General features: G+C 40.1%; 25 protein-coding genes. 5 read left to right on the forward strand and 20 right to left on the reverse strand.

The genetic code is table 11. The features are described from left to right. Positions 1 to 367: 367 nt before the first annotated feature. The 6 genes from ABD769_RS01470 to ABD769_RS01495 form a co-directional block, all read right to left on the reverse strand. On the reverse strand, positions 368 to 799 hold the full coding sequence (locus ABD769_RS01470; RefSeq protein WP_344848749.1) for a hypothetical protein: 432 nt from the start codon (positions 797 to 799) through the stop codon (positions 368 to 370). Beyond that, positions 784 to 1,314 carry a Panacea domain-containing protein gene (locus tag ABD769_RS01475; protein ID WP_344848751.1) on the reverse strand — a complete coding sequence of 177 codons (531 nt, stop codon included), beginning with the start codon at positions 1,312 to 1,314 and terminating at the stop codon, positions 784 to 786. The genes ABD769_RS01470 and ABD769_RS01475 overlap by 16 nt, the downstream gene beginning before the upstream one ends. A 113-nt stretch (positions 1,315 to 1,427) precedes the next feature. After that, positions 1,428 to 2,717, reverse strand: a complete 1,290-nt coding sequence (locus tag ABD769_RS01480) for a gluconate:H+ symporter (protein ID WP_344848752.1) — start codon at positions 2,715 to 2,717, stop codon at positions 1,428 to 1,430. Positions 2,718 to 2,797: 80 nt separating this feature from the next. Continuing rightward, positions 2,798 to 2,980 carry a hypothetical protein gene (locus tag ABD769_RS01485; protein WP_344848753.1) on the reverse strand — a complete coding sequence of 61 codons (183 nt, stop codon included), beginning with the start codon at positions 2,978 to 2,980 and terminating at the stop codon, positions 2,798 to 2,800. 241 nt (positions 2,981 to 3,221) lie between these two features. Next, a complete protein-coding gene (locus ABD769_RS01490) occupies positions 3,222 to 5,756 on the reverse strand; it encodes an ABC transporter permease (protein WP_344848755.1) in 2,535 nt (844 codons plus the stop codon). Next, positions 5,749 to 6,438, reverse strand: coding sequence for an ABC transporter ATP-binding protein (locus ABD769_RS01495; RefSeq protein WP_344848757.1), 690 nt, complete (start codon positions 6,436 to 6,438; stop codon positions 5,749 to 5,751). Before ABD769_RS01495 ends, ABD769_RS01490 begins: the two co-directional genes overlap by 8 nt. Before the next feature lie 145 nt (positions 6,439 to 6,583). Here ABD769_RS01495 and ABD769_RS01500 point away from each other — a divergent pair, with 145 nt between their 5' ends. The 3 genes from ABD769_RS01500 to ABD769_RS01510 all read left to right on the forward strand — a co-directional run bounded on the left by ABD769_RS01500 (position 6,584) and on the right by ABD769_RS01510 (position 8,509). Continuing rightward, positions 6,584 to 7,225, forward strand: a complete 642-nt coding sequence (locus ABD769_RS01500) for an arylesterase (RefSeq protein WP_344848758.1) — start codon at positions 6,584 to 6,586, stop codon at positions 7,223 to 7,225. 139 nt (positions 7,226 to 7,364) lie between these two features. Continuing rightward, the gene (locus ABD769_RS01505) at positions 7,365 to 7,859 is read left to right on the forward strand and encodes a helix-turn-helix transcriptional regulator (RefSeq protein WP_344848760.1); all 495 of its coding nucleotides are present in this window, start codon (positions 7,365 to 7,367) and stop codon (positions 7,857 to 7,859) included. Between the two features lie 2 nt (positions 7,860 to 7,861). After that, a complete protein-coding gene (locus ABD769_RS01510; RefSeq protein WP_344848762.1) occupies positions 7,862 to 8,509 on the forward strand; it encodes a nucleotidyl transferase AbiEii/AbiGii toxin family protein in 648 nt (215 codons plus the stop codon). Positions 8,510 to 8,524: 15 nt separating this feature from the next. On the opposite strand, the gene ABD769_RS01515 is transcribed toward ABD769_RS01510, so the two are convergent. From ABD769_RS01515 to ABD769_RS01535, 5 genes are all read right to left on the reverse strand, one after another. Then, positions 8,525 to 9,412, reverse strand: a complete 888-nt coding sequence (locus tag ABD769_RS01515; RefSeq protein WP_344848763.1) for a hypothetical protein — start codon at positions 9,410 to 9,412, stop codon at positions 8,525 to 8,527. Beyond that, the gene (locus ABD769_RS01520) at positions 9,412 to 10,413 is read right to left on the reverse strand and encodes a hypothetical protein (protein ID WP_344848765.1); all 1,002 of its coding nucleotides are present in this window, start codon (positions 10,411 to 10,413) and stop codon (positions 9,412 to 9,414) included. The genes ABD769_RS01515 and ABD769_RS01520 overlap by 1 nt, the downstream gene beginning before the upstream one ends. A gap of 95 nt (positions 10,414 to 10,508) precedes the next feature. Continuing rightward, positions 10,509 to 11,075 (reverse strand): hypothetical protein, encoded by a 567-nt coding sequence (locus tag ABD769_RS01525; RefSeq protein WP_344848767.1) that lies wholly within the window; start codon positions 11,073 to 11,075, stop codon positions 10,509 to 10,511. A gap of 120 nt (positions 11,076 to 11,195) precedes the next feature. Beyond that, a complete protein-coding gene (locus tag ABD769_RS01530; protein ID WP_344848769.1) occupies positions 11,196 to 11,726 on the reverse strand; it encodes a hypothetical protein in 531 nt (176 codons plus the stop codon). Between the two features lie 10 nt (positions 11,727 to 11,736). Further along, a complete protein-coding gene (locus tag ABD769_RS01535) occupies positions 11,737 to 12,066 on the reverse strand; it encodes a magnetosome magnetite crystal formation protein family (RefSeq protein ID WP_344848771.1) in 330 nt (109 codons plus the stop codon). Positions 12,067 to 12,295: 229 nt separating this feature from the next. On the opposite strand from ABD769_RS01535, the gene ABD769_RS01540 reads away from it, so the two are divergent. Then, complete coding sequence (locus ABD769_RS01540; protein ID WP_344848773.1) at positions 12,296 to 14,140, forward strand: helix-turn-helix transcriptional regulator; 1,845 nt, start codon at positions 12,296 to 12,298, stop codon at positions 14,138 to 14,140. An 18-nt stretch (positions 14,141 to 14,158) separates the two neighbouring features. Here the strand turns inward: ABD769_RS01540 and ABD769_RS01545 are convergent, their stop codons facing one another. The 4 genes from ABD769_RS01545 to ABD769_RS01560 form a co-directional block, all read right to left on the reverse strand. Then, entirely contained in the window at positions 14,159 to 14,686 is a 528-nt protein-coding gene (locus tag ABD769_RS01545) for a hypothetical protein (protein ID WP_344848774.1), read from the reverse strand. Positions 14,687 to 14,751: 65 nt separating this feature from the next. Then, positions 14,752 to 15,411: a suppressor of fused domain protein gene (locus tag ABD769_RS01550; RefSeq protein ID WP_344848776.1), complete on the reverse strand. Its 660-nt coding sequence runs from the start codon at positions 15,409 to 15,411 to the stop codon at positions 14,752 to 14,754. A gap of 65 nt (positions 15,412 to 15,476) precedes the next feature. Then, positions 15,477 to 15,992 (reverse strand): type VI secretion system tube protein TssD, encoded by a 516-nt coding sequence (tssD, locus tag ABD769_RS01555; protein WP_344848778.1) that lies wholly within the window; start codon positions 15,990 to 15,992, stop codon positions 15,477 to 15,479. Between the two features lie 22 nt (positions 15,993 to 16,014). Continuing rightward, positions 16,015 to 16,347 (reverse strand): magnetosome magnetite crystal formation protein family, encoded by a 333-nt coding sequence (locus ABD769_RS01560; RefSeq protein WP_344848780.1) that lies wholly within the window; start codon positions 16,345 to 16,347, stop codon positions 16,015 to 16,017. 199 nt (positions 16,348 to 16,546) lie between these two features. On the opposite strand from ABD769_RS01560, the gene ABD769_RS01565 reads away from it, so the two are divergent. Continuing rightward, positions 16,547 to 18,409: a LuxR C-terminal-related transcriptional regulator gene (locus ABD769_RS01565; RefSeq protein WP_344848781.1), complete on the forward strand. Its 1,863-nt coding sequence runs from the start codon at positions 16,547 to 16,549 to the stop codon at positions 18,407 to 18,409. 45 nt (positions 18,410 to 18,454) lie between these two features. On the opposite strand, the gene ABD769_RS01570 is transcribed toward ABD769_RS01565, so the two are convergent. The 5 genes from ABD769_RS01570 to ABD769_RS01590 are packed head-to-tail and all read right to left on the reverse strand — an operon-like array spanning position 18,455 to position 24,434. Next, positions 18,455 to 19,429 (reverse strand): sterol desaturase family protein, encoded by a 975-nt coding sequence (locus ABD769_RS01570; RefSeq protein ID WP_344848783.1) that lies wholly within the window; start codon positions 19,427 to 19,429, stop codon positions 18,455 to 18,457. After that, entirely contained in the window at positions 19,413 to 19,613 is a 201-nt protein-coding gene (locus tag ABD769_RS01575) for a hypothetical protein (RefSeq protein ID WP_344848785.1), read from the reverse strand. The genes ABD769_RS01570 and ABD769_RS01575 overlap by 17 nt, the downstream gene beginning before the upstream one ends. Before the next feature lie 10 nt (positions 19,614 to 19,623). Continuing rightward, positions 19,624 to 19,776 carry a hypothetical protein gene (locus ABD769_RS01580; RefSeq protein WP_344848787.1) on the reverse strand — a complete coding sequence of 51 codons (153 nt, stop codon included), beginning with the start codon at positions 19,774 to 19,776 and terminating at the stop codon, positions 19,624 to 19,626. Positions 19,777 to 19,804: 28 nt separating this feature from the next. Continuing rightward, positions 19,805 to 21,286, reverse strand: a complete 1,482-nt coding sequence (locus ABD769_RS01585; RefSeq protein WP_344848789.1) for a RagB/SusD family nutrient uptake outer membrane protein — start codon at positions 21,284 to 21,286, stop codon at positions 19,805 to 19,807. A 13-nt stretch (positions 21,287 to 21,299) separates the two neighbouring features. Beyond that, a complete protein-coding gene (locus ABD769_RS01590; RefSeq protein ID WP_344848791.1) occupies positions 21,300 to 24,434 on the reverse strand; it encodes a SusC/RagA family TonB-linked outer membrane protein in 3,135 nt (1,044 codons plus the stop codon). Positions 24,435 to 24,800 lie beyond the last annotated feature (366 nt).

The following is a 24,800-nucleotide window of genomic DNA, read 5'->3' on the forward strand; positions in this document are numbered from 1 at the left end:
GGTTTTTAACTAGCAGTCATCCCTACTGGAGCGCAGCGTAACGGAGAGCCTGCAAAGATTTTTAAGCCAACTCATTAATGTTCTGACCACCTAAGCCACCTGAGAACAGCTAAGTTTAATTTGGAAAAGATGAGACAAAATCGGAGATAATCAATTTCCATGTTCTCCGAGTTTCCGTGGCAAAAATAAGCAAGGTTCGTGGGGATACGAACCCTGGCTGCAGTTTTACAAAATCTGATTTAACATCAGCACACCAACAAGTCCTAAAACAGAAACCGAACTTTCCATCATACAGATGTGAAGCATTTCTGCAAAAATCAGCGCTGCATTAAACAGAAATACCAAAAGCTAAAAATCAGAGAAGAAATTATAGATTGAATTTTTCTCGCTGTTCATCGGTTATGGTTAGAGATTGGCTTACTTTTAACATAATATCTATGTAAGCTGTTTCAGATATTGATCCTTTATATCTGTGTGGTTCCCGAAAAAGTAATTCCTTTAGATATTCTTTTGAAAATGCTATAATTGATCCACAATCTACGTGACTTACATGATCAAGAAAATGATACTCATGAGGATGGATAATTACATGATTATTTCTCGGTGAGGGGTTACTATTTATGCAAACCGCGCAAAATTCGTTACCTTGAATCGAAGAGGTAAGCAGAACAATAAATTTCTCATGGTTGATATTGAATTCTGGAATTTCCAGAATTATTATAGAGTCAGCCACAATTAGCGCTGAAGCGTGTTTTCTTCTAAATTCTTCAGAAAAAAGTTCAATTAATTCGTCAGGCATTTTGAAAAATTAACTGCCTGATAATATTCTTTAATATAGCCAATCAAGCTTGGGGCAGCACCTTCCTGAACTGCAATATCTTCTATAGAAAGCCATTGAATGCCATTATCGAAAGCTTTATGATAAGCTTTGTCATGCGATTTTTGTTTTAATTCTCCGAATGTCAGCGCTTTGTTTTCCTTTATGGATTCATCTAAGCATAATATATCACTTTTTGAAAGCTTTTTTAAGTTTGGTTCTTCATTGGGGATGACTTTCTTTTTATCTACTTGCGTAAATGAAGTTCCATAATCCATTAAATCATAACTGCTAGATGGAACTGGACCAAACTTCAGTGCGGCAAATCGATCATTTGTGATAAGTCTACCAAATTCAACCAAATGTTTTTTTTCAGCAAAATAAAGAATCTTAAGAGCTGCATATTTATCAGACACACCATTAGCATCAGATATTTCTTTTGAAATATATAAAAGCGCTGCATTAGCTTTTTCTTTATCAAACTGATATGAAATCATACTATTTAAGGTATAGATGATACAAAAATAAACAATAAAACTAACTATAGCAAAATAAAGCTAAATTTTTTAGTATTTTAAATGCGCTAAAATGCTGGAAATGTTGGTCTTATTTAAACAATCTGGTTCAGCACCAGCACACCAACCAATCCTAAAACAGAAACCAAACTTTCCATCATGGTCCAGGTGCGAAAGGTTTCTTTCAGGCTCAGGTTAAAATATTCTTTAAACATCCAGAAACCGGTATCGTTTACGTGCGAAAACATTAAACTTCCGGCGCCTACCGATAAAACCATTAACTCTGGTGGAGCGCCAGGGCCGATTAATGGCAGTACCATTCCGGATGCGGTTAGTGCCGCTACCGTTGCCGAGCCAAGGGTTACCCGGAGCGATGCCGTAATTAACCAGGCCAATAATAACGGCGATAAATTTAAACCTCCCGTAAGTTGTTTTACCGTTTCGCCCATACCGCTATCGATCAATATCTGCTTAAATGCGCCGCCAGCTGCAATAATTAAGATAATCATCGCGATACTTTTAACACCTTCAGCACATGATTCCATTGCTTTTGAAATACTCGTTTTTTGAACAGCCAGGGCAATAATAACCGAAATTAAAAGTGCCGCGGTAGGATCAGCCAGAAAAACAAATAAGGGTTTGCCGGTATAATCCATTTTAAAACTGCTGCCTATTGTTCCGGCGATGATTAGAAATACCGGTAAAAGTGCCGTAATGAAACTGCGGGTGGCCGATGGCAGGTTTTCTTCCTCATCAATTTTGAAATCCTGAAGGTTAACTGCCTGATCGCGTTTAATAATCAGTCTCGGAAAATAAATCCCAGCAATAATGGCAATCGGGATGCTTAAGCCTAAACCATAAATCAATGTTTTACCAATATCGGCATGGAAAATTCCTGCTAGAGCCACCGGACCAGGATGAGGAGGCAAAAAACCATGTGTTACCGAAAGCGCTGTAGCCATCGGGATGCCAATGTAAAGTTTCGAAAGTCCGGTGGTGGCCGAAATGGCAAATACCAGCGGAATGAGCACTACAAAACCTGCGTTATAAAACAGGGGTATTCCGACCAGCAAGCCCGTTAACAGTACCGCCCACTGGATGTTTTTTTTACCAAAGGCCCTGATCAGGATAAAAACAATCTTTTTAGCCGAGCCACTGTCTTCAATCAGTTTTCCCATCATGGCACCAAGCGCCAAAACCATCACCATACTGCCAAGCGTACTGCCTATTCCGTTACTAATGGAGGTCATTACCTTTGTAGCAGGCATCCCCAACAAAAGGCCTGTAATAATTGCTACTGCAATTAAAGCAATCATCGGGTTGATCTTTTTCAAAATCAGAATGAAAAGCAGCAGGATGCCGAAAAGTAGGATGAGTAATGACATTTGGTTAGGGATTAGGTTAATGTTTTTTTACCACAGATGAACACAGATAAACACAGATCTTAATTTCTAATGCATCGTGTTTACTTTTTTACAGTAATGGTTCTTCCGGTAACGAGGTTAAATTCGTAAATACGGTACAGGCCATCATCACTAATCTCTATGTTTTCTACCAGGCCGGTTTTGCTGAAGGTATCGGTTACCATATCGCCGATTTTTACTTCCTGAAGAACATCGTTGGGCGTATCGTTATTTAATCTGATCATAAAAGTAAAAGTATTGATTATTCGTAAAACTTAAGGTAGATTAAAATGTAAGATGTAAAATGGTTGATGGAATTAAAATCATTAATAGTAATCACTTGATATATAATACCTTAACTTTTATTCATAAAAAATAAGTGAAATTAATCCATTCCCGGCTTTGTGTCCTCGATGCCTATATCTGCTTTCCCGGTGATTAAGTTAACGCAAAACACCACACGCTAATCGCATGGCAATTCCTGTTTTACCCCTCCGTTCTCAGTATCTTTAAAGGCGGCTGGTTTAATATACTTCTTGTACTTAATACACCTGTAATCACGACCAGTAATACAATTGAACCAAATAACAGCACAGTTGGTATAAAGGGTGGAACAAATGCAGCATCAAATGTAAATTTGGCCAGTGCCCAGCTTCCGCTGATGGCTAAAATTAACCCTGCGCCGGCTGCAAACGCACCTAAAAAGAAATATTCGATGGCATTGATCGCCAAAATCTGTTTTCTGCTGGCGCCCATCGTGCGCAGTAAAATGCTCTCTTTTATCCGCTGGTTTTTGCTGGTTAACACTGACGAAATAAGCACAATCCAGCCGGTAACCATACTAAAGCCCGCCATAAACTGGATTACGAAACCAATTTTGCTCAGTAATTCATCCAATAATTTTAATACCAGGTCTAAATCAATTACTGAAACATTGGGAAATTTTTGCACCACTTCGCCCTGGAAACGGGCAGAAACTTCGCCTGATGGTACTCTGGTCATTAATACATGGAACTGTGGCGCCTCTTCCAGTACTCCGGCAGGAAAAACTACCCTGAAATTGGTCTGCATCCGGCTCCAGTTTACTTCCCTCAAACTGCCCACAACGGTAGGGATCATCATACCCTGAACATTGAAAAGGATTTTATCGTTGAGACCAACATTAATAGATTGGGCATAACGCTGATCTAAAGAAATATAAACCGTTTCATCTGGTTTTATTTTTCCGATCCATTTACCTGATGTAATTTTCTCTGCTGCGGTTAAAGTATCCTGATAAGTGGCCCTGATCTCGTTACGGTAAGCCCTGCGGTTATTCGTATCGGCACTGGCTTTCTTCCCGTTAATTTCTTCTATCCGCATGGTAATTACCGGTACCTGGTTCATTAATGGTAATTTGAAAGCTTTGGTTAAACTGTCCAATCCTTCCTTTTGCGTATTCTGGATATCAAACATCACCATGTTGGGCTGGCTGGCTCCTGATGAAAGCGTAACCCGGCTCATTAATATGCCCTGAACAAAAAACAGCGTACAGATGAATGCAGTAGATAAGCCTATGGAAACCGTTAACATCAATGTTTGATTATTTGGACGGTAAAGATTGGCAAAGCCTTGTCGCCACAAATAGCTTGATGAGTTGGGCAAGAGTTTTCTCACCAGGAACATCAATAATTTAGACAGGGCAATGAGCAGAACAAAAGCAATGGCTATACTCAGGGTAAAGGCGAATGTTTGTACCCAGGTTTTCATCTGCAAATGGGTAAAACCGGTAATAAAGGCCGCCATTAACAAATACACAAGCCAGGTGAGCGGGTCTCTTCTGCCCCCTGCTTTTTCAAAAGAGATCCTGATGGCGTTTAATGGCGAAATTTTTCTGACCGATAGGAGCGAGGGGAGTGCAAATAGGATCGAAATAATCAGTCCTAATAAAATTCCCTGACCAACGGCCGGCCACGAAACCTGCATGGTAATTTCTACCGGCAGAAAATCTTTTAACACCAGAGGCAGTAAAAACTGAATCCCGGTCCCCAAAATTGCGCCCAAAACTGAGGCAATTAACCCGATAAAAAACACCTGGATGAGGTAGATTAAAAAGGCATGACGCGATTTTAACCCTAAACAGCGCAAAGTAGCAATGGCACTTAATTTCTCCTGGATATAAACATGAATGGCACTGCCAACACCAACGCAGCCCAGTAAAAGGGCAATAAATCCTGATAAGGCCAGAAAACGGTTAACATCTTTAAACGACCTGCCCGTTTGCTCTTTCCGCGATTCAACCGTATCGGCATCAAAACCCTCTTTTTCCAGCCGGGCATCCTGTTTTTTTACCCAGGCATCAATACCAGACGGATCGTTATACCTGAAATAGAATTTATTATTGATGCGGCTTCCCGTTTTAATCAGGTTGGTTTTATCGAGAAGCTTCAGCGGGATATATACTGTTGGGGCAATGCTGGCGCCGATCCCGGTTTGTCCCGGGGCTTTCGTAAGCGTACCCAGGATTTTAAAGTTTAGATCGCCGACTTTGACTGAATCGCCTACCTTTGCGTTAAACTGCAACATCAAAGTCTGATCAACCAGGGCGTTTCTTCCGGTTTGAAAGTTTTTTGCTGCGGCCAGCGGCACGGTTTCTATCGTGCCATAATAAGGATAATTACCTTCCAGGGCTTTCATCTGCACCAATCGGCTGCCTCCGCTTTTCTGGAAATAAATCATCGAGGCAAATGTTTTCTCCTGCGAGCGTTCGTCGCCCAGCGTATCGAGCATTTTTTGCATCGCTTTGCTTACCCCTTTGCGGCTATCCAGCACCAGGTCGGCACCGGTAAGTTCTTTAGCCTGTGCATCAATGTCTTTTTGCAGGTTATCTTTAAAAGAATACACGGCCACAAGCGCTGCAATGCCTAAAACGATGGATGATAGAAAAAGAAATAAGCGTGCACGGTTTTTCCGGCTATCCCGCCAGGCCATTTTAAACAGCCAGGAAAATTTAATGCTTTGCGTTGGAAGGCTATTAGGCATAAGAAGGATTTTCGTCTGAAATGATTACGCCACCTTTGATTTTGATCGTTCTGGATGTTCGGGCTGCAAGTTCTAAATCGTGTGTTACAATGATTAAAGTGGTTCCGGCATCTTTATTTAAGTCGAAAAGCAGTTTAATTACTTTCTCACTTGTTTCTGCATCCAGGTTTCCTGTAGGCTCATCGGCAAAAAGAATAGCCGGCTGGTTAGAAAACGCCCTTGCCAGCGAAACCCTTTGTTGCTCGCCACCCGATAATTGAATGGGATAATGATGAGAACGATCGGCAAGGCCAACTTTATCCAGCAACTCCAGTGCATGGGCTTTTATATTTTTTGCACCCCTTAATTCTAAAGGAACCATTACATTTTCGAGCGCAGTTAAAGTAGGTAACAGCTGGAAATTCTGAAAAATAAAACCTACATACTGGTTCCTCACCGCGGCGCGTTCATCTTCACTGAGTTTTTCCAGCGCAATTCCATTCAGCTCAACGGTTCCGTTACTGGCCCTGTCTAAACCTGCACATAAACCGAGCAGAGTGGTTTTACCGCTTCCGGATGGACCGGTTATGGCCACAGTTGACCCAGCTGCGATAGAAAAATTGATGTTATCCAAAACGGTGAGTTCCCGCCCGGCACTTTGGTAAATTTTGCTTACATTTCGGATATTCAATATGCTTTCCAATAGCTTATATTTTTAAGGTTTGCGTATAGATTTTTGGCCAAACATAACCGGGCGATGCCTGTTATTAATGGTTTAACGATAATTAGATATAGTATTATTAAATATGTTACGAAAACGATTAATGGGCCTATTTGTTTTGAGTCTCATGCTCCTAAGCTGTGGAAACCAGCAAAGTAAAAGCAATACTGGTAAAACTTTAGATTCGGCTGACCAAAAAGCGGCAGTTCCGTCAGCTAAAAAGAAAAATATCCTCTTTTTTGGTACCAGTTTAACAGCTGGTTACGGGCTCGATCCAACTGAAGCTTACCCGGCCCTGATTCAAAACCGGATCGACTCTTTAAAAATGCCTTATAATGTAATTAACGGTGGTTTAAGTGGCGAAACTTCTGCAGGTGGCAAAGGAAGAATCGATTGGCTGCTCAAACAACCTGTTGATATTTTTGTGCTTGAACTTGGGGCAAATGATGGTTTACGCGGATTGCCTGTGGCACAAACCATTAAAAACCTGCAAGACATTATAGATAGGGTGAAGGCAAAATACCCTGACGCAAAAATGGTGATTGCCGGCATGCAGGTTCCGCCGAATATGGGGGCTAAATATGCAGCAGATTTTAAGAATATTTTTCCTGACCTGGCCAAAAAGAACCAGATGGCCCTGATTCCGTTTTTATTGGATAAAGTGGGTGGGGTGCCAAAATTAAACCAGGCCGATGGCATCCATCCAACTGCAGAAGGAGATAAAATTTTAGCCGAGAATGTTTGGGTGGTATTGAAGGGCTTATTGTAAGCTTTCTTAGTTTTACCACAGAGGTAACAAAGCGCGCTGAGCGGGATGGAACCCCATGCTTAATGAGGTTGTTGATGTCCATCAGCTAGGCAATGGCAGTATTTATAAAGTGTAAACAAATTTGTTTATATTTGTGCTTATGTTCGAAAAGCTATCTATATTGAAAGGACTTCATCCGGGATTTTTTCTGGAGCACGAGCTTAAGAAAAAGAAGCTCTCGAAAAGGCGTTTTGCCCTATCCCTTTCAGAACATCCGCAAACTATTGGAGCAATTACGAAAGGAAATAGGGATATGAATACCAGCCTCTCTCTGCGTATTGAGGCCGCATTAGGTTTAGAAGAAGGACTTTTGATGATGCTACAGGTATTTTATGATATTAAGAAAGAAAAGGAGAAGCAAAAATTAAAACCTGATCTTTCTGTTTTTAGTCACACATTGTTTTGGGATACCAAGATTGAAAATATCGATTGGAAGCTTCATAAAAAATTTATTATAAGCCGTGTTTTGGAGTACGGTAACGAAAAAGAAAAGCAAGAGATCCTGAATTTTTATGGAAAGGATGTGATCGAAAAGCTAGAAGCCAAACCTTTACATAAACGCCCTTCAAGCCTTAATGGAATAAATATCATTTAATAATGATCTATTGGAATACGGTAAAAGATAAATTAAAGAGCTGCTTATTGTTACTGATGGGTGCTCCATTATTCGAACCGTTTAGGTTGGTTGGCGGTACAGCATTAAGTTTACAGCTAGGTAACCGGATTTCAGTTGATATCGATCTTTTTACGGATTCGCTTTACGGATCAATAGATTTTAAAAACATTGATGCTTTTTTAATTGAGCATTTCGAATATGTTTTTGGCATTTCGGATATGCCCGTAGCAATGGGGAAATCCTATCGGGTAGGAAGTAATGAAAGTGATACTGTTAAACTGGATTTTTACTATACCGACGAATTTATATTTGATCCGCTAATTGTAGATGAGGTTCGTATGGCAACAACTGAAGAAATTCTGGCCATGAAAGTAGATGTAGTTCAGCGGGGTGGCAGAAAGAAAGATTTTTGGGACCTTCATGAGCTGATGGAATCATTTTCTTTTCCAGAAATGTTGTCGCTTCATCAAAAACGTTATCCATACAATCATAATCCCTTACTTATTCAAAAAAATATGACCAATTTTGGTTCTGCAGACGAAGATCCTGATCCAATTTGTTTAAAAGGGAAGCATTGGGAACTAATAAAGTTAGATTTGATTATATTTTTAGAAAGCCTTAACAAATAATATTTAGCAACCATTTCACTCCTGTCTGAAACTTTTAAGCGTGCCATCATTGTTAAACTGGATATCGTAGCGCTCGCGGCTGCCGTTTATTGTTCTGGGAGCCCAGCGCATACCCTTATCCCAAATGGTAATGTAAGCAGCTGATGTTGGCTCTGCCCCTTCAACCTGGGTGGCTTTAGCATTATAAAGCTGTATTACCTTATGTGCATCTTTAAAATGCATTCCGCTTAAAGGGAATGTTCTGCGAGTGATATCACTGGCCAGTACCGACTTCGGTGCAGACCATTTACCATCGCGGTATTCATAAGCATCAACATATTTAGGGTTAACAGGATGCTGCAGCATCAGGTTTATGAAACCATTATCGTAAAAATGAACCGACTGGTACACCATAATTTCTTTGTTACGGTATTGTGGTAAATTTTTCAATTGATCTTCAGCTTTTTCCAGGTCTGAGGCGCTTAATATTCCTTTTTTAGCCTTAGCTACCGGTTTATCTGCATCAGTGTTTTTAAGATCGCCTTGCGGGAGTTTCATTTCTTTTAAAAACTTATTTACCCTTTTCTGAATTTCTTTGGCTGCTGAAGGATTCTTCTTTTGCTTTAATAACTCCATATCCCGGAACATTTCTTTTGCTTTAAGTTCCATTTCGGGGGTATTAACAGTATCGCCATTAATCACTATTGTTCTTTCCTGGTGGCGCTGTACAGCAGTGGCCGTACTGGTTTTAGTAGATCCGGTATATTCGCCATTTGTATCAAAGTGATTTTCTTTATTATATTTTTTAACCAGCGAATCGTTTGGATGAAAGGTTTCATCTATGCTTTTGGTAATATGGTTGCAACTCAGTGTAAGCAAGCTGAAAAGTATAAACAGGCTATAAAATTGCTTTGGGTTTTTCATCAGAATTCTCCTTCAACTTCATTTAAATCTCTTTCAAAAGCAGCATGCTGAGGATCCTCCTTAAGATAAAAAATAGAAACATATTCCTGTTTGGTCATATCCAGATCGAGCAGATTTACAATCCTTTTGATGTTCACCCTGTGCTTATGGTAAAACTGATCTGTAAATTCGAGCTCAAAATTAATCATGGGTTGCTCATTGATGTAAGTTCCGGTTTGGCTGGTTTTTAACAATCGGGCGTTTGTTTGCGTACCTTTAAATTTAATCTGGAACAATTTATCAGGTTTGCCAATAAATTTTCGAAGGATAAAAGTTCCAAAAGCACGGTAAAGCAGCAACATAAATGCACAGGTTAATAGAGGATGGCCAATACTCATAAAACGCCAGCCCATGCCCCCGCTTTCCGAATAATAAGAATAAACATAATAAGCAACAACAATAGCAGCAAAGCTTAGCCAGGCCAGGTTGGTAAGCATAACAATCCCTTTTCTGATGCCTGCTTCTGTAGTTGCAAAAATAAAATAGGGAGCATTTTTTACTTCTTTATCCAACAAAATCCCTACGCTTTTGCCAACTTCGTAACGGCGCTCATAAGGTTTGGCATCGTTTAATGTGGTTATTTGAGTAACGGTACTGCCCACCAGGTTTTTAAACTGAAGCGTAAGTTCGTAGCTATCGTAAGCTGCTCCTGGTTTCGAGATTTTTGTCGATTTTAATATTTTGGCCTCACGCGGTTCCCCGGTTATTTTGAGTTTTTCTATGTTCCGTTTGATCAAAAAGGGACGGACTACCCATTTCCGGTAATAACCAATTAACAATATGGTCCAGAACAGGATAGATAGGGTAAGCAAGGCAAGCGAATACCACGGATTGCTGCCTACCAGGTTAGGCATGTTTTCGCTTTTGATGTTGTAATATAACAACATGGGGAATGGGATAGCGAAAAAGAACATATAGATGCTCCAGAATATCGAAAGTCCTTTACTGATGTTGTGGTTCATTAATGCTTATTAATTTAATGTTTTGTATTGTTCAAAACTCTGGTCCATGGCAGGGTAAAATGCAGGTTTTTAATTTCCTGTATCATCGTGTATATTTAGTCTTCATTAAAATACTGTCTAAACCATTTATCAAAGTTTTCTTTGTGTTTTTCCTGTGCGGTTTTAATTAATTCGTTAGGCTCTTCAATCTGGGTGAGGTTGTAATCGCCTTTCATCCATTTTAAGTACTGGCTAAAGTCTTCACTTTCTTCGTAGCTCTTTTTATTCTTGTAAAAATAGGCCTGGTCAAAATCTACCCAGATTTCGGAATCGTAGGTGAGCAGGTGCAAAAGCTGCAAAATGTTTTCAGCAACAATATGAACGCCACCTTCATCTCCAAAAACGACAATAGGCATCTGGTTCAAGGGTTGGTTACTTCCATCGTTCCATATCGTGTAAAAAGATCCGGTACCATTGGCCTGTGCAAAAGGGATTAACCGGTTTAAAAATTCTTCATCATCGCTCCAGCTACGTAGTCCTGATTTATCGTCTATCAACACACCAAAGCCCTGGCTGTAATTTTCGAAGGCAGAAATATTGTTCTGAAAATAAATTAGTTTTTCAAGTTCAACAGGGATTTCCCTCAAACCTAAATTTTCTTTAAAATCTGTTATGTTTATCATAGGTAGGTGAATTATAGAATTAATGAATGATTGAATGTAGGAATTAATGAATGATTGAATGTGGATTTATTGAATGATTGAATGTGGGAATGATTGAATGATTGAATGAAATTGCAATTGTTAAAAAGGCATCTTTTTTACTTCGATTCCGTTATCTTTTGCATATACATCGGCAATTTGCCAAAGCTTATTGTATTTCTGTACAAATGCATCATAACTTTTGTTATCCATTTCGGTTATGGCCACATTGATATCGTTTTCGGGGGCATGGCTATCAATCATTTTTGCAACCTTCAGGTGATCGGTTTTATAGCTTTCCAGCACAAGGGCGTAAAGATCCAGCGCCGCATCAATCATCGGTTTTGTTTTTTTTGTAGGCTGCAGGTCTTTTATCTTTTTTACATTGCGTTCTACAGTTGCGATTGAGTTATTTCGAAGGTATTTCTCACAGGTATTAAAATCCGGGGTGTTTGCACCTCCCTTTATGTACCTTAGATAAGTATTGAAATATTGCCCGCCAAAACGCGATATGGAATTGGTGTTCAATGCTACCCGGTCAAAATATTCTTCGGGTGTGTTTAAAGAAAATTCGCATGCGGTGATGGTTAAAACCATCACCATTAGCATGACATTTTTGAAATTGAGGCGCATAAACATCTTTTTAGTATTTACCCACAAATGATGACTTGTCTTCGAACATTTTACCAATCAGCGGAACAGGTTTCAGTGCGCCATTGGCTGCATTAATAATCCCCAAAATCCACAGGATAATGAAAGCATAACCAATAAGACCTAAAAATGACAAGGCAGGCACTATACTGGCGATAATGGTAAATGCGACGTTAAAAATAATGCTTACAATTGCGAGGCCTAACGATTGCCTTAAATGGTATTTAAGTAAGGTGTCAGCTTTGTCTTTCCCGATGAAATAGGCAATTAACCAACCAATAATGGTGATGTAAGAAATGATTGCAAGAGATTTGTTGTTCATAATTTTAGATTTTTAGTGTGATAATTATTTGATTCAAAGTTGGCGCTAATCAGCAGGTTTTTAAAGCTTTTGGCGCCTACAGAGCATCTACAGGTTTTTTAAAAAACGTCTACAATACATCTACAGGTGTTTTTAATATACTGTTAATCAGCGATTTGTTATTCGTTTCGGTTTTTGTTTTTCGTCTACAATCATATCGGGGTTTCAATCTTTATGTTAATTTTACAATATGAAACATCTTGTTTTTAAAAAGATATTACTCTTAGCCGGAATATTTTCAGGTTGTTTTGCAGCCGGTGCGCAGACTTTACTGGATAGTACTGCGCTCGATAACCTGAGCGAAAAAGATAAACCGGCATTGCTTACACAGCTGGCGGAGCGGAGCAGGATTAACGGCGATTATAAAGCGGGTATTGCAAAAGCCGGAAAGAGTGTAGCATTGGCATTAAAGTTTAAAAACTATACAGAAGCTACAAAGGCCTATACCGTAAAAGTGGCTATATATACCACTATTAAGGAATTTATGTTATCGAAAAAGGCGAGTGATACTACTTTGTCTCTTGCCCAACAGTCGCGCAAGCCCATTGCTTTAGCCTATGCTTATTATGCACAAGCCTTGTTCTATAATGCCATTGATAACAGTGAGCAAATTACCAGATACTGCCAGCTCGCGTTAAAGTCGTTGGGGGAAACATCAGATCCGTACCTCAGTGCCAAAATATATTACCAGTTATATATGCTAAACTCGCGGAGGGATGATGTTAAAAATGTAAATAAATATGCCATTGCAGCTACTGAAAATGCCTTAAAAACAACCGATTATAACCTGTTGAGCAATTGTTATACTGCTTTATCGGTTGCGGCCGATTATAACTATGCCAGTACTAAAAATGAAGCGTTACGCGATAGCATCATCTACTATTTAAACAAGGCACAAAATCTTTACCTGCAATACCCCAATTACGTTGCCCGAAAAACTTATGCCATTTCCTGTATCAATAGTGCCGATTATTATTTAAGGTATTTCTCTGATACCGATCAAACTGCAAAGGCAAATGCGATCCGTTATGCCAGCATGGCGAATGAGGTGATGAAGGGTGCAATTAATGGTGAAGAAGTACGGGCAAGTAGCCTGGGCATTTTAAGCGAATATGCCAAAAGGGACAAAAACTTTGTAATGGCCGAAGCTTATTTGCAGGAAGCCTATAGCGTATTGATAAACAAAAAAGTACCTTATTATTATACTTTAATTAATGTGGTAACCGCGCTATCTAACTTTTATGAGCAGCGCGGCAACTACGAAAAAGCACTCGATTTCCAAAAAAAAGCAACAGCGTTTAATAACAAGTATTTCGATGAAAAGCGTACACTAAATGCCCAGAAACTGGAAGTGCAATACGAGGCCGAAAAAAAAAACAATGAAGTAAAGCTGTTAAAACAGAGCGAACAGTATGCCAGGCAGCAGAAATACCTTTATATTGGAATTGCCATTGCCTCCATATTAGGCCTTATATTTATGTTCCGCTCTTACCATTTCAGGTTAAGGTATTCGCTACAGCGTGAGAAACAGTTGCATCTGGAAAAACAGGATGCCGAACTGCAAATGAAACTCGAAAAAGAGGAGCAGGCCAGGTTAAAAGCAGAGCAGCTTTTATTGGAAAGCCAGCAGCAACAATTGCAGAAAGAAGTAATGGCCAGTCAGTTACAACTGGAGCACAAAAAGGAAATGCTTTTTCAGATTAAGGAAAAACTTAGTGATAACCATCCGCTTAACATCAATAAAATCTGGAACGAAGAGTTGTTGCTGGATAATGATTTCGAAGAGGCCAAATTTCAGATCCAGCAGGTTCATCCCGAATTTTTTTCTTTATTAAATCAAAGGGCGCAACAAAAACTTACTCCGCTCGATTTAAAACTCTGCGCTTATCTTCATTTAAAACTGGATACCAAAAAAATTGCCCAATTGATGCATGTGGAAGCTAAAAGCGTACGCATGAGCCGATACCGGATAAAGCAAAAGCTGGGTCTGGGGAAAGATGAAGACCTGAAATTATTTTTACAGGATATGGGTTAAGTGCAAAAATCCGGGTAACTAATCCAAATGATTGTTCAAATTATACTGTTTTTGTGCTTCGGCCAATAGCTGTTCTTTCTTGCGGATCACTTTGTGCAGTTCCACACTACTTTTAAGCAATTGTGAATGTTTTTGTATTGCCGCATCGCGTACTTCCCTTGTATTTGCTTTATCCTGACTTATCTGTTGTTGCGCAATGTCCAGCCGGTCAGAAATTTCCAATGCTTTAACCGACTCATAATAATTAATTGTTGCTGCTTTTAACTCATCGCCATGCTTAATATGATCTGTTTGCAAGGCGTTTATTTCTTTAATAATTTTATTAAAAGCCTGTTCTTCTTCGTTAATGGCCTGTTGGGCGCAATGGAAATCGCCATCAATCAGGCATTTTAGTTTCCGCTCATTAGGACCGTTTTTGCCCACCATAATATTAAATACAGCCCGGCCTTTTTCTTCAAGGGTTATTTTTAAACCGGAAGCTTTTTTCGACTGACAGGAGATTAAACTCAAAATCAGCATCATGAAAAGAATATTTCTTAGTTGCATAACAGTTTCAATTATTGCTTTGCTAAAATTACAGATGCTATTTAAACCCGATTAAATTTCCCGGGTTATTTACGGTTCAGGTCGGTAATTAACAAAGGGTTATCCTTTTTCAGGTTTTTAATCAGTTCTTCAACTGCCCCAACGGTTGGGTTTTTCTTCAGCTCTTCTACCTCAGTATCGGTAATACCCACTAATTGCAGAAAACTGAGTTCGCCATGTGGCGTTTCAATTTTTCCCAGTTCCGGATCCAACGCAAAAACAAAACCCGTTATCTGGGTATCGGTATTTAACCTTATTGGTCCGTTAGCGGGAATGAAATGGTTTTCTTCAAACCATTTACCACTCGAAAATACATACCTCGCTAAATTATTCATTACCTGGATAGCCCAGATGGGATCGCTTTCATCATCTTTAAACGGCGCCAACCTGAAGGTAAATTCAAAGCCCCATTTGCTAAATTCGCCACCTGCTTTTTCTTCGTCGTAATAAAGTTCACTCATGCCATAGCTAATGATGTGCCGGTGAAAGTGCTGGTGGTTGCTGTCGTAAATACTTGCACCATCTATCGGGTCCGTTCCGCCGGCCATGTAATGGATTCCGCACAAAGGTGGATAATGGCGTGCTTCAGTCGTACCATAAATTTTTTCCAGCTGATCATCTATCGCCTGCCATCCGGGGGTATCATCGGTGGTAAACTGTTGTTTATAGGTTTCAGGGTTCATCATAGGGTTGATTAAATGTGTTTTTAATTGCTGTTCAAAGATTTTGCCATTTTAATATTTAAATACGATTACAACATATTTTTACTGGTGCTTGCCGCTTGTTTTTGCAGCGAGAATATGGTTGTTCCGTCAATTGCCAGCATTTTAACATAAAAACTGATCTGAGGCGACGTATTGCTGCCATTTGTGCTGTAAAAACTTTCGGATGAAGCTGCAACCTGTGCATCGGTAAAAGCAATCTTTCGCAATTTTTTAATGTCGTTAATGCTTGCCATCGTAATCACGCCCGAGGTGTTTTTCAGTCCGCCAGCCAGCCATTTCAATAAATATTCGTCGGGCGCCTGGCCCAGCTCCATCGAAATGCTGCAGCTGCCATCGCTTATTAATTTACCTTCATTAGGTTCGTAAAAAGGATTGTTTAAAGAGTAACTGGCGCCATAAAGCTTATAGCTGTGGCTGGTGTTGGTGGTTTTGTCTGTTAATTTTAATTTTACTTCTGCCTGTGCTTCACTTTGGGCAACTGCATTAAATCCGCAAAACAATAACAACAATATTATCGTCCGGCTATACCATTTCGTTTTCATAGGAGGTGGTTTTAAATTGAGGTTAAGAAGTGAAATTGAATTTCCCTTCAAATATTTTTCCGATTAGGGGAACAGGTTTTTCCAGCTCATTATTGGCTGCTACAATACCCAGCAGCAACAGCACAAACGGGATTAACAAAATAAGGTAAAAAATGGTTCCAAGAGCGGGGATAATGGCCAGCATAACGCTACTCACTATACTTAACAGGATAGAAGTAATGATGAGGCCGAGCGACTGCCCTAAATGATAATTAACCAAAGTGCTTTTCTCTGTCGATTTTTTAAATTCCAGATAAGAAATGATCCATCCGATCAGCGTGATATAGGCAATTACGGCCATTGTTTTCTGTTTCATAATTTTAATTTTTTAATGAATTGATTAACACAAAATTACCTGCACGGTAACCATCAGCCAAGAAAACACAGACTACACTACAACTACCTGTTTCGAAAAAAGCGTCTACAAGGAGACTACAAAAGCCGTTTTAAACCGCTATATCCCAATTATTTGTTGTAATTCTGTTGCTGTAATTATTTCTTTCCTAATTTTGATTATGCAGCTACCACTGAAAACATTATTAAGTATTTTATTTTGCATTATCCTTTTTTCGAAAAATGCAGGGGCACAAAAAATCTATCTCGATTCCTTAAATCATTTACTGGAGCAAAATGGCACCACTAAAGAAACGCGGGTAATTATATTGTGCAAAATGGCCAGGGCTAATTTTGAGAAAAACCTTTCACTTTCTTTTAAACAGGCCGATGAGGCACTAAAAATCGGATCGGAACTAAAAGACGGGAAAAGTAAGGCAATGGCTTTTGCTACCCTGGTACATTTATATGTTTGGAAAAAAGACCTGAAAAATGCCTACCAAAGCCTTGATAGTGCACAGTATTATGCCCAAAAAACAAAAGATCGTGTTGCCCTTGGTTTTGTATGGTTTAGAAGTGGCTGGTTAGATCTCATCAATGATGAAAATGATAAGGCCACAACCAAGCTTTTAAAAGCACTTGATTATTTTAAGGGGCAAAATGCCGTTGATTATGAAAGTACCATATACCATTACCTCGCCAGCTTTTATGGCTATGGCAACAATCCATCAAAACAGCAGAAATATGCCCGTTTGTGTTATTTAACGGCGATAAAAAGTAAACAGGTTGATTTATTGAATAACGCCTATTTTACCATCGGGCAAACCTATTTTGATCGTTTTAAACTCGATACCCTTAAACGCAGCCTGCTCGATTCGGCCTTGCTTACTTATAAAAAATCACTTCAGCTCTCTAAAAAACAAGAGGGCCGCATGCTTATATACAGTAATACTGCTGCCGCAGCTTTAAATACGGCAAATGCCTATTTTCAGTATTTTCCTGCCAGTTACCGCGATAGTGCCGAAAAGTATGTAGCTATTGCAATGGGAATAGCTGAAAAAACGAATTTAATGGAAGTTTTGCTCAACTGTTATGGTTTAAGAAGCGAGTATGCCCTGCGTGATGGCAATTACGATGCGGCAGAAAAACTGTTGCTTACCGGGCTGGGCAAAATTGAGGGTGGAGTAGTGAAAATGCCGCTTACCCAGGCCAGGATTTACCAGGGCCTTGCCAATATTGCAGAGAAAAAAGGAGATAAAGCAGCCGCACTGAATTATTTAAAAGCTTACCTTGCCCATTATAAAAAGGCATTTGATGAAGAAAAAATAAATAACACCATCAGGATTGAAGCACAATACCAATCAGAAAAAAAGGAACAGGAAATTGCTTATTTGCAACAGCAGACGCGATATACCAAAAAACTGAATGTTTTTTACATCATTTCGGGCTTAACAGGCATTGCAGCACTGCTTTTTTTACTAATCTCTTATAATTATAAACTTAAAGCTTCCATCAGGAAACAGGAGCTGATCGACCAGGAAAAAGGTGCGGCAGAGTTAAGGGCACAGTTAAAGGAAGCAGAAACGATGCAGCTCCAAACCGAGCAGATTTTATTAAAAGAGCGCCAGGAGCGGTTAGAGAAAGAAGTACTGGCCGGTAATTTACAGATTGAAGAAAAAAATGAACTGCTGGAAATTATATCCGGCAAGGTAAACACCGAAAGCCATCTTTCTCTTGATGCGCAGATTAAGAGAATTGTAAACCAGCAGAAAAAGATGGATAAGGAATTTGAAGAACATAAAACCGATTTTTTCGATACCAATCCTGCCTTTTTCGAACGCCTGCAGCAAAAGGCAAATTACACACTTACCCGCCTCGATTTAAAATATTGCTCGTATATGCTCCTCGGCCTCTCCAATAAGGAAGTTTCTATCCGTTTGGGCATCGAACCTAAAAGTGTGCGCATGAGCCGTTATCGTTTAAAACAGAAACTTGGATTAGGTAAAGAAGACGATTTAAACCTTTTTCTGCAACAGTTGGGTTAGCCTCACTTAAAAAAAGCCGGGAATTTAACTTCCCGGCTTTTAAATTTAATTTTTAACCAGTGTTGGCCGTGGCTGGTAATAAAATTCCTCTTCGTCTTCTGCTATAACTGCTGTGTTTTTTTGAGCAGGAACAACCGGTGCCGGCTCATCTACCCTTACCACAGGGCCATCTTTTGCCAGTTCGCTGCCTGCAACTTTCGATTTAAATATTGGCCACAATAACTGTGCATACCATTGGTCGCCTTCGTAATGAGAAATGCCATATGCTTTCGGATATTTTCTCGTAATTAAGGCCGTGCCAAAAATTATATCCCATAAAAAAAACATGTTGCCAAAATTACCTTTATAATAACCTACACCATCATCGGTGGTGGCGGCATGGTGTGCATGGTGGGTAGCAGGTGTAGAAATTGTTCTTTCCAATACCCAGGCCAGTGGATGCAGCACTTTATATTTATAAAAAGGTTTGTCCCACGGAATGCTCGAATGTGCCAATGTGGTAATGGTACCCTTTATACCCCGCACAACAATTGCCGGTATGCCCAATCCCAGATATACAAGTGCCGTGGTGAGGTAAGTTTGTGAGAAAAATAACGTATAAATGGCGTTTTGCCTGCTGGCCATGGCCATGCCCATATACGATGCCGAATGGTGCGTGCGGTGAAAACGCCATAACCATGGAATTTCGTGGTGCAGCCTGTGGTACCAGTATTGCGTAAGGTCATCCGCAATGGCTATAATAATGCAGCCCCAAAAAAATGGAACCCACTCAAAGGTGTTTTTTAACCCCGGAAGCACGGCCGGTAAAAATTTTAATCCATAATAAGCCACAACTGGCCTGATCACCAATCTTGGTAACGTAAAGCAGGCAATATCAACAAAACGCTCGTTTTTTGGCCACTTGCCTTTATACAGTCCAAAAGAGAATTCGAGTACCCCAAGAAAGAATACTAAAAAAGGAAAACCGAAACCATTCAGGTTTTCGATGATGTTTCTGATAAAATTAATCACTGGTTCCATTGTTTGATGAATTTTTAGGGTTTACAGATTTACTTTTTTCAGCTTTATGCTGTTGTTTTAGCCAGGGCCGCTCGCCGGTAATGTAAAAGGTTATAAACATTAATGCAATCGGCAATACATAGATGAATAGGCTTAATACCGCATTTCTAATGATTTTTTGTCGGGTTTTTTCTTCGAGTTTCATGGTTCATGATTTAGTTTTTGTGAATGATCTGGGTTGATGGCTTATCGCCCAATAAACGCTGGGTGAGGTAAAGACCACCAAAAATGATGATAAAGGGGATCAGCGTGACAATGATGCCCACCAATATCTTTTTACCTAAAATGCTAAAGTCTGATGCTGTCATATTTTCTTTCGTTTTTATAAATGAATAATTAATTATATCCCGGATTTTGGGTAAGCAGCGTATTTAGTTCTCTTTCAGTCTGCGGAATAGGGAAGAGGATATTCTTTGAGGAAACAGCCGATTTCTCCGGGATTTTTTTCAGGGCATCTACATAAACAGTTCCGCCTTGCCGTACCAGATCAAACCACCGGTGCCCCTCCTGGATAAACTCTTTTCTGCGCTCTAAAAATACAGAATCCCGAAAAGCATCTGCGCTTAAGCCTGGGGTTAAATCGGCAATTTTTGCCCTTGCTCTTACCTTATTTATTGCATCATAAGCCTCAGCATCAGGACCGTTAATGTTGTTAATTACTTCTGCATAAAGCAATAATATATCTGCATACCTGATTACCGGGTAATTAACCCCGCTTTGGGCCTGCGTATTTAAAGGGGTTAAAGTATAATCAACAAATTTGTTAAAATAGGGGGTGTAGGCGTTTTTGAAAACCACATATTTCCCCGTAGCCGCATTATAAACAGAATCGTAAAAGGTGGTTTCGCGCCTTGTATCAGCTGCAGAAAAAAGTTCGTAAACACTTTTGTTTGCCGGCACATCAATAGGGAAAGTACCTGTATTAAAAGAGGTAAAACTCTGGCTCAGGTTCTGTACCACATTTTTAGCCCCTAAATTGCTTTCAAACTGTACCGAAAAAATATGTTCGATACCATTTTTGGTCGCTTTTTGAAAAACATCCCTATAATTTGGAAACAGGGCATAACCATAACCTCCATTAATGACCGTGTTAAGCTGAACCAGTGCATTTGGCCATAACTTTTGCGTAACATATACCTTGGCCAGAAGTGCATGCGCCGCACCCGATGTTGCCCTGCCCAAATCTGCACTGCCATAACTCTTAGGTAAACTGGTGGCCTCTGTTAAATCGGCAATAATTTGCTGGTAAACCGTTGCAGTAGCACTTCTCTTAACCAATAAATCTTCAATGTTTACGCTTTTAGGCTCGTGCAGCACCAAAGGCACATCGCCATATAACCGTATCAGGTTAAAATAAAGCAAGCCCCTTATAAATCTTGCTTCGCGTACCAGCCTGTTTTTTAATACGGTATCTGCCGAAACATTGGGTACATTATCAATGGCAATATTGGCCTTATTAATGCCGAAGTACAATTGTTGCCAAACCTTCTGTATCCTGCTGTTGGATGGGATATAAGTAGATACACCCAGTGCCCGTACATCGGGGTTAGTGTTGCTGGGACTAAAAATCTGGTTATCGCTGGCATTTTCGACCAGTAAATTAAGCTGACGGCCATATAAAGGGAAATCGCCGTTCGGATCGCTGTTTAAAGAACTGTAAACCGCATTAACCGAAGAAATGGCATCAGACTGTGTTTTAAAAAACTGCGAACCCACAATAACCGAACTCGGATTTTCTTCGAGCTTTTTGCACGCTGTGGCCGTAAATATAATGAGGATTAATAACCAGATTATGGGTTGGGTGATTGTTTTTTTCATCTGTATATCAATATTATAAAGTGATAGATAGGCCAGCCAGAAAGGTTCTGGTGGCGGGATAGGTTCCAAAATCGATGCCCTGCTTAGTATTGTCGTTGTCGTAAAAATTAACCTCAGGGTCTAAGCCGGTGTAATGCGTAACCGTAAATAAATTTTGGGCAGATACATAAAACCTTAAACTTTTTAGCTTAATCTTATTTGCCCAATCCGTTTTAAAGGTGTAGCCTAACGATACATTTTTAAGCTTTAAGTAGGAGGCATCCTCAATTAAACGGTCAGTTACCTGCGGTACAGGCGAATTGGTTACCCGGGCAACCGTAGTGTTTTGGTGCTGTGGCGTCCATCGGTCTAAAAGCGTGGCAGAAGCATTTTGTGTAAGCGTTGGCCGCTCCAAACTCTGCTGCAATAAATTAAATACTTTATTGCCATAAGATCCCTGAAAAAATATAGATAGATCTAACCCCTTGTAATTAAATGTATTGTTTAAACTGCCTGTAAATTTTGGCTGTGCGCTGCCCAGGCTATGTTTATCGGCTGTGGTAATCACTCCATCCCGGTTGCTATCCACATATTTCGTGTCGCCGGCCTGCTGCGGCACCCCGCCCAATAATGGTGTGCCATTGCTAAGATCCGCGCTTGTTAAAAGTCCGTTGGTGTTATAACCCCAAAAAGTACCGACTGGTAAACCAACCTCCACAATTACCGGTGATACCTGCCCTGTTGGTGCTACCGGGAAGAAACTTTTAACATTTTCGCCCAAATTGAGCACTTTATTGCGGTTTGCGCTAAAAATAATCGTGCTTTTCCAGTTAAATTCCTGCGTTTTAATGTTTTCCGTATTCACAGAGAACTCAATGCCCCGATTGGATACACTTCCGATATTTTTTAAGGCACTGGCATAACCCGTGTATAAAGGCAAGGGCACATTAAGCAATAAATCGGTGGTTTTTTTGCTGTAAACATCAAAAGTAACAGAGATGCGGTTGTTTAAAAAGCCCAGGTCTACGCCTGCGTTATACTGGGTGGTGGTTTCCCATTTCAGGTCGGGGTTTGCAATCTGGATCGGAGATATTCCCGTAACCAGCTTGCTGCCCAGGTAATAATTGCTGGGTGCTAACACAGAAAGCGAGCTGTAAGGCGGGATCTCCGAATTACCTGTTTGCCCCGCACTTAAACGGATTTTAAAACTGTTGACTACATTTTGCAGCGGCTTAAAAAATTCCTCATCATTTACATTCCACGAAACCCCAACAGAAGAAAAGAATCCCCATTTGTTTTCTTTGCCCAGTTTGGATGAGCCATCAGCCCTTTCAGATAAAGTAATGTTGTAACGGTGGAGGTATGAATAATTAATACGTGCCAAAACAGAATTCAAGCTCGAGCTGTGTGCCGCCGAGCTGGGCAGGTTGGCAATGCCCGCATACGATAAATTATCAAAGCTGGTTAAATCATTTGGGAACTGTTGTGCAGAGGTGGTAAAAGATTTTCCGTTTTCGTACTGCGTACTGTAACCCACAAGTGCATTAAAAAAATGTTTTTCAGCGAAGGTGTGGTTATACGTTAAGGTATTTTCGTTAAGCCAGCTCAATGCATTTCCCGAACCCAGTGCAGCATAACCTTTGGTGGCATAGCCTGTAGAGCCCCCGGCGGGTGAGGCCGTAGAAGACGGTGCGTAATATTGCTGGTTCGTATTTAAAATATCTACCCCGGCAGTTACCTTTAAGGTAAGGTCTTTTAAAATTTTATATTCTGCAGCCGCATTGCCCAAAATCCTGTTCAGGGTATTCTGGTTGGTGGTTGTTGCAATATCCTGTAGCGGATTGGTTGGCGTGGCATTTAAAGGATTGCTGGTATTATAGCTGCCATCGGCATTTTTAATCTGGGCAACAGGAGCCGTGAGGATTAAATTTGCATAAGCATTGCTAAAGTTGATGCTGTTGTAAGCGCTGCCCGCCAGTTTATTTTCTATCGACCTGCTTCCGAAAAAGTTGGCTGTAACCTTAAATTTCTCAGAAATGTCTTTTTCGTAATTAATCCTGGCCGAGTACCTTTCATAACCCGAATTGGTAATTACACCATCCTGCTTAAAATAATTACCCGAAATTAAGTACCTCGATTTTTCATCTCCGCCTGATACCGAAAGCTCCTGGTTAAAAATCGGTGCACTGCTTAATGCCGAACCTTGCCAGTCAGAACCGGTTCCGAAGGCTGCAATTTGCGCATCGGTATAGGTTTTTGCTACTCCATCGCTCGTGTTAATATCATTGATCAGTGCCGCCCACTGGCTGCCGTTTAGCAAATTCAGCTTCCGGGCTACCCGCTGCGTACCGTAATAAGCGTTATAATTGATATTGTTAACCCCCTTTTTTCCTTTTTTTGTGGTAATGATGATCACCCCATTGGCCCCTCTTGATCCATATATCGCTGTTGCTGAGGCATCTTTTAATACTTCTACCGATTCAATGTCGCTCGGATTAATGGTAGAGAGCGCATTCGAACTTGTACCGATCGATCCCACGTTTGCATTATCATTGTTATTGTAAACGATAAAGCCATCAACTACATAAAGCGGGGCATTGCCGAAAGAAATGGAATTACCGCCCCTGATTCTTACCGTTGCCGTGCCGCCCGGCTGACCTGAGTTTTGCGTTACACCAATGCCGGATACACCACCCTGCAGCAGGTTATCAAAACTTGCCGATGGCTGTGCCAGTAAGGTTTTAGAAACCGAAGCCACGGAGCCGGTAACATCACTTTTTTTCTGTGTACCATAACCCATTACCACCACATCGTTCAGGTTGCCTGCCTTTTCTGAAAGTAAAATGGCAACCGGACTTCCATCAACCACAATTTGTTTGGTTTGATAACCAATAAAGCTGATGATAAGGGTATAAGGGAACTTCTGGCCGGTACGAAAAGAGAAACTGCCATCGGCAGCAGTGGTAACCGCATGTGTGGTTCCTTTAATGGATAATACCACATTACCGATTGGCTGTTTACTTACCGAATCTTTTACCGTTCCTATTAAAGTAGAATTGATGATCGGGTTACGCTCATCCTGGGCGCTTGCATTTTTTGTAAATATGGCAATTGCAAGAAATACCATCAGCCTAACAGCTATTTTTTTTCTATGGATAGATTTTTCCATATATTTATACAGTTTTATTTAATAATCTTAATTGTTGGTAAAACTTGGTAACCAGAAGTGATTGGCGTTACGCTGGTTATCAAATAATCTCCGGCAGGGCTTCCCTGTCGGTTTTGTTTTTTTATAGACGCTATTTCATTTTCTTATGCTGTTTTAACAGGTTATACGCTTCCAGTTAACCTAAGCCATTAATTATTTTTATTAAAATTTGAGAAAAAGAGCGCTGCCGGTTAGCAACAACAGGAAAGGCACATTCGCATGGTAACAAATTGTAAATGGTGCATTGTTCTTTTATTTATCGTTGGGTTTAACAACATTATTTTGACAAATATAAAAATATATTTTATATAAACTATAAAGACGATG

Source organism: Pedobacter jeongneungensis, assembly GCF_039538295.1.
GTDB lineage: Bacteria > Bacteroidota > Bacteroidia > Sphingobacteriales > Sphingobacteriaceae > Pedobacter > Pedobacter jeongneungensis.